4 protein-coding genes are annotated in these 5,842 nt (G+C 66.4%); all 4 read left to right on the forward strand.

Annotated features, from left to right (window positions below; translation table 11 throughout):
• Window positions 1–288 precede the first annotated feature (288 nt).
• Window positions 289–3,591 carry a DEAD/DEAH box helicase gene (locus AC5JJ6_RS38070; protein WP_496047025.1) on the forward strand — a complete coding sequence of 1,101 codons (3,303 nt, stop codon included), beginning with the start codon at window positions 289–291 and terminating at the stop codon, window positions 3,589–3,591.
• A gap of 137 nt (window positions 3,592–3,728) precedes the next feature.
• Window positions 3,729–4,118 (forward strand): hypothetical protein, encoded by a 390-nt coding sequence (locus tag AC5JJ6_RS38075; RefSeq protein WP_496047026.1) that lies wholly within the window; start codon window positions 3,729–3,731, stop codon window positions 4,116–4,118.
• Window positions 4,119–4,194: 76 nt separating this feature from the next.
• Entirely contained in the window at window positions 4,195–4,815 is a 621-nt protein-coding gene (locus tag AC5JJ6_RS38080; protein ID WP_496047027.1) for a YqaA family protein, read from the forward strand.
• Window positions 4,816–4,829: 14 nt separating this feature from the next.
• Window positions 4,830–5,842 (forward strand): SecDF P1 head subdomain-containing protein (locus AC5JJ6_RS38085; protein ID WP_496047028.1); only part of this gene is annotated, 1,013 nt, incomplete at its 3' end.

The raw sequence follows: 5,842 nt of genomic DNA on the forward strand, positions 1-5,842 counted from the left end.
GCGAACACCGCCATCAGTCCGATCGAGCCCGTGGTGGTCATGACGGCGACGTGGCGCAGCGGCGACCCCGTCGTGAATTTCGCGCCGGCGGCCATGATTTCGTCCCCTGTCATGCAAGTCGGGCAAAGCTATACCGTTCGCAACAGCCTGTCGCCGGGGTCCTCGCCCATCATTCGGATCGGTGACGGTTCATAGTTATGTGGCGTTGAGGGGATGGAATCGGTATTCTCCCCCTTCGCCGTTTTTTCCCGCCGATTGAGCCTTCGTAACATTCAGTCTTCAAAATACATGTCAACGGCCAACCACACTGCGCGGGCCTCGTCTCCCGCCGGCGCCCCCGTTCCCTTTGCCGAAGAAGACCTGTCGAGGGTCTTCGACCAGAAAACCCTCCAGCGCGGCCGCAATCTGGTCCTGCTGGGAGAGGTGCGGCTGGGTCCGGCGGAGGATCGCATCAGGGCCACGGTATCGGACCTGGGGCGGACGCACGAGGTAACGGTGTCGCCGGTCCACCGCGCCCAAAGGGTGGCCCTGGACCGCACCTGCACTTGCGCCAGGCCCGCCTGCGCCCATATGGCGGCGGCAGCCTTGCTGGCGCTGGATACACGGCCGCAGTGGCGGCGGCCCGTTCAAACATCGATGATCGATTTGCTCAAGACAAAACCTGGTGAAGTCATGAAATCCGCGGCACCGAAACCGGCGGCGGCGCCTGTCCAGACGCGGGCGATCCCCAGAGCGTTCTGGACCATCGAGCCGGGACAGGGTGATGCCGCCCTGTTCGTCACTGCGACCCTGGATACCGGCAACGGCGTCGAGATGCCCGCCACCCCGCGCGAGATCATCGAGAAAGTGGCCGGGATCGAGCAGGCGGGGACAGACCGGACGGTCGCCCGATTGCTCGGCTCCGGCGGGATGATCCGCACGGCGGTCCCGAAGGGCAAGGCGGACGGCGTCGACAAGATGCTGCGCTGCCTGCTGGCTACGGAACGCCTGCGCTGGCATACCGGCGCCGTGCTGAGCGGCGTCGTCACGACAGGCGAGCCGAAGCGGACGGTCCGCGCCTTCCGCGATCCCCGGACCAACAAGCTGCTGCCGACCGGGCTGCCCGAAGGCGGCACGCTGATCAAGGGGCTGGGCTACTGGTGCGTCGATCCGGGAGCCGGCCAGATTTTCCCGGTGGAGCTTCAGATCGTCATGGCGCCGAAATCGGCGGCCGGGGCTCCGCCCATTCCCCAGAAGCCGGTGATCACGACCCGCAAGGCGATGAAGAAGCCGGCGCCGCGAATGGTCGCCGCCGATCCGCCGCCACGCATGCCGAAGAGCGAAGCCGCCGTCATCATCGAGCGCAGCCCGGTCGTCACGGCACGGCTGAGCCGCGTGACATCGCCGGGCGAAGGCCTGATCGACATCCTGCGGCTGTCGTTCGACTACGGCGAGAAGGACCGGCCCGCCGAGATCGAGCCGGACGACCAGAGGCAGTTCGCCAAGATCGAGGAGGGCGACGGCCCTCCCCTTTTCGCCCGGCGCGACAAGGTGGCCGAGCAGGCCGCCATGGTGCGGCTTGCGCAGATCGGCTTCGCCCAGCTTAGGATCGAGCCGCCGAAGGGCACGCTGAACGACCGGGGGACGCGCGTTCACCGGATGGCCGGCAAGGATGTCGACGGCGCGTGGCGCTCGTTCTTCACGACCCATGTCCCGCTGCTGGAAAAGGAAGGCTGGAAGATCGACATCGGCTCCGATTTCGGGACCCGGACGATCGAGCCGACCGGCGATGTCGGCGTCGTGGTGCGCGATGCCGGCGAAGGCTGGTTCGACATGGATATCGGCGTCGAGGTCGACGGCCTGCGCCGGCCGCTGCTGCCGATCCTGGCCCGCTTGATCGATCGGGGCGGCATGGCCGCGACCAAGGTGATCGACGGCAAGGCGCAGATCGTGCTGGACGACGGGAGCGTGCTGGCGCTGCCCGCCGAGCGGGTGGAGCGGCTGTTCAGCGTGCTGGAGGCCATGCTGGACAGCGGGCGCCGGCTGGACGAAAAGATCCAGGTGCCGCTGGCCGAGGCCGACCTGCTGATCGACATCGACGATCTGGTATCCAGGCGGCCCGACGAGACGAAGCAGATCGAAAGCTTCCTCCGCAAGCTGCGCGACGACGAGGTCCTGCCGGAAGTCCAGCCGCCGGTCAGCTTCCAGGGCGAGCTGCGAGACTATCAGCGGACCGGCCTGGCGTGGCTCCAGAGCCTCGCCGCCAACGACGTCGCCGGCATCCTGGCCGACGACATGGGCCTGGGCAAGACGGCGCAGACGCTGGCGCATATAGCACTGGAGCACGAGCAGGGCCGGATGACCGATCCGTGTCTGGTCGTGGTGCCGACCAGCCTGGTCCACAACTGGACGAGCGAGGCGAAGCGATTCGTCCCGCACCTGCGGACCCTGGTGCTGCACGGCCTCGACCGGCACGAAAAGCGGAACGAGGTCGATTCGGCGCAGATCGTGGTGACTACCTATGGCGTGGTCGCGCGCGACATCGACCTGATGCGCGACTTCATGTGGCATCTGGTGGTGCTGGACGAGGCGCAGGCGATCAAGAATCCGGACAGCCGCGCCACCCGCGCCGTCTGCGGCCTGAGCGCCCGCCATCGCCTGTGCCTGTCGGGCACGCCGGTCGAAAACAACCTGGGCGAGCTGTGGGCTCAGTTCGCGTTCCTGATGCCGGGGCTGCTGGGCGACCGCAAGGACTTCCAGAAGCGTTTCCGGACACCGATCGAGAAGCGCGGCGACGCCACGCGGGCATCTCATCTGGTCCGCCGCACCCGCCCCTTCCTGCTGCGCCGGACCAAGGCGGAGGTGGCGAAGGAGCTGCCGCCGAAGACCGAGGTCATCCGGCACATCGACCTGGGCCAGGAGCAGCGCGACCTGTATGAGACGATCCGGCTGTCGGTCCACGAAAAGGTCCGAGCCGCCATCGCCGACAGCGGGCTGTCGCGGAACGCCATCACCGTGATCGACGCCCTGCTGAAGCTTCGGCAGGTCTGCTGCGATCCCCGTCTGGTCAAGATCGCAGCGGCCGCCGCCGTGGCCGAGAGCGCCAAGCTGGACGGCCTGATCGAGATGGTCAGCGAGATGGTGCCGGAGGGCCGGCGCATCCTGATCTTCTCGCAGTTCACGTCGATGCTGGAACTGATCAAGCCGGAGCTGAAGAAGGCGGGCATTCCCTACGTCGAGCTTACCGGATCGACCCGCGACCGGACCGAGCCGGTCGAACGCTTCCAGCGCGGCGAAGTGCCGGTGTTCCTGATCAGCCTGAAGGCGGGCGGGCGAGGGCTGAACCTGACCGCCGCCGACACCGTGATCCACTATGACCCGTGGTGGAACCCGGCGGCGGAAAACCAGGCGACCGACCGGGCGCACCGGATCGGCCAGGACAAGCCGGTCTTCGTCTACAAGCTGATCGCGGCCAACACGGTCGAGGAACGCATCCTCGAACTGCAACTGCGCAAGGGCAACCTTGCCGCCGCGACGATCGAGGGGACCGGACTGTTCGGGGCGCTGGGCACGACGGATATCGATTACCTGTTCGGGCAGGTGGACGAATAGGGGCGTCGCCGGCTCCGGCCGGGCGATTGAATATTCTGGTTTCATAAAGGAACGGCGTGTAGGGTCCCGGCTGGTTTGCTCCGCTAGAGAGAACGATGCCGGGACCAGTCCGAATAAGCGCCAGCACGAGGAAGGGTGTGAGAGCCGTCGCTCTCATGGTCGTCCTTTGCCTGCTGTGCGCCGTCGGCTGGTCGGCAGCCGTTTCACTGGGGCATGAGGACGGAATAGTTTCCGCTGCGCTCGATCCCGCGGCAAAGGCGCCTGCCGGGGCCGGCAGCGACAGCCGGGACGGCAATCCGCCGCCCGGCAAGTTCTATCTGCCCCGCCAGTCCTTCATCGAGGTGTCGCGTCCGGCGCTGCGCGACCCGCAGGTGCCCCAGCCGGCTCCGCTGGTGCCGGTTCCGCCCGCATTCACCGTCGAGTGGAAACGGCTGGCTCCCTCCGGCACGGTGCATATCAAGGTGCCTGCCGAAGATGTCGGCCGGGCCACCCCGCGCATACCGACGGGTCCCCCGGCTTCGGCCTGAACGGTCGCGGCCATGAAGGGCCGCCGTCATTAGCCGGCCACCGATATAGCCCCATCGCCATTTCCCTGGAACCCAGGTGCCCGGATACGATCCCGGCGCCCTGCCCCGCGAGTTCGACGTGCTTGAAAAAACCTATCGCTGGGCCTTGGCGAAAGCCGGCAGCCCTGCCGGAACCTTTTGGCTTTGCCTGATCTCCTTTGCGGAAAGCTCCGTCTTTCCGCTGCCGCCCGACGTGTTGCTGGTACCGATGGTGCTGGCGCGGCGCGACCAGTGGTTCCGTCTCGCCCTGCTCTGCACCCTGTCGTCGGTCATCGGTGGCATATTGGGCTATGCGATAGGCTTTTTCCTGTATGAAACGATCGGTCAGGCAATCGTCGACTTCTACCATCTGGAGAAAGAGTTCCATGCTTTCCAGGATGGTTTCCGCGAATACGGGGCCTGGATCCTGCTGGCGAAGGGGCTGACGCCCATCCCCTATAAACTCCTGACCATCACAGCCGGCGTGGCGAAGCTCGATTTCTTCATCTTCATCGTCGCTTCCATCATTTCCCGCGCCGGCCGCTTCTTCATCGTGGCCGGACTGCTGTATCGTTACGGCGCGCCGATCCAGGAATTCATCGAAACGCGGCTCAAGCTGGTCAGCTTTCTGTTCCTGGTTCTGGTGGTCGGCGGCGTTCTGATGATCAAGCTGGTCTGAAGGACCTCTCAACCATGCTTCACTTCTCGAAAGCCAAGATCTGGATGATCGCAGTGGTCTGCGCGCTTGGCGTGCTGTTCACACTGCCGAACTTCATCAGTCCCGGCACCCTGCCTTCCTGGGTGCCGCAGAACCGCGTCAGCCTGGGTCTCGACCTCCAGGGCGGTTCTTATCTGCTGCTCGAAGTCGATATGAACACCGTCATCCGGGAGCGGCTGGAAGGCGCCCTGGACACGACGCGGACGGCGCTGCGGAACGGCAATATCCGCTACACCGATCTGGCCGTGCGCGACCGCGCGGTGACCTTCAACCTCAACGACGCATCGCAGGTGGAAGCCGCGCGGGCGGCGCTGGGCGACCTGCTGAACAGCGGGATCAGCCAGACGCAACGCGACTTCAGCTTCAGCAACGACGGGCCGCGCGTCCAGGTGGCGCTGACGGATGCCGGAATTTCCGACCGTCAGGCGCGTGCCGTCGAGCAGTCGATCGAGATCGTCCGCCGCCGTATCGACGAGACGGGCGTCAACGAGCCGGTGATCGCGCGCCAGGGCAGCAACCGTATCCTGGTGCAGTTGCCGGGCGTCACCGATCCGGACCGGGTCAAGCGGCTGCTGGGCCAGACCGCCAAGATGACGTTCCACCTGCTGGGCGACGAAACGGCGGTACGCGGGACCACCGCTCCTCCCGGCACCGAATGGCTTCCCTCCATCGACCCGGCATCGCGCGGGCAGCAGTATCTGGTCCGCAAGAAGATCGAGGTGGACGGCGCCACCCTGCTGGACGCCCGGCCGGGCTCCGACCCGCAGTCGGGGACCTGGGTGGTGAACTTCGAGTTCGACAGCGCGGGCGCCCGCCGCTTCGCCGACATCACCAGGGCGAATGTCGGGCGGCCCTTCGCCATCGTGCTCGACGGCAAGGTGATCAGCGCGCCGGTCATCCGGGAGCCGATCACCGGCGGCCGGGGCCAGATCAGCGGCAACTTCACGACACAGTCGGCCAACGACCTGGCGGTGCTGCTGCGCGCCGG

Source organism: Skermanella sp., from assembly GCF_059503625.1.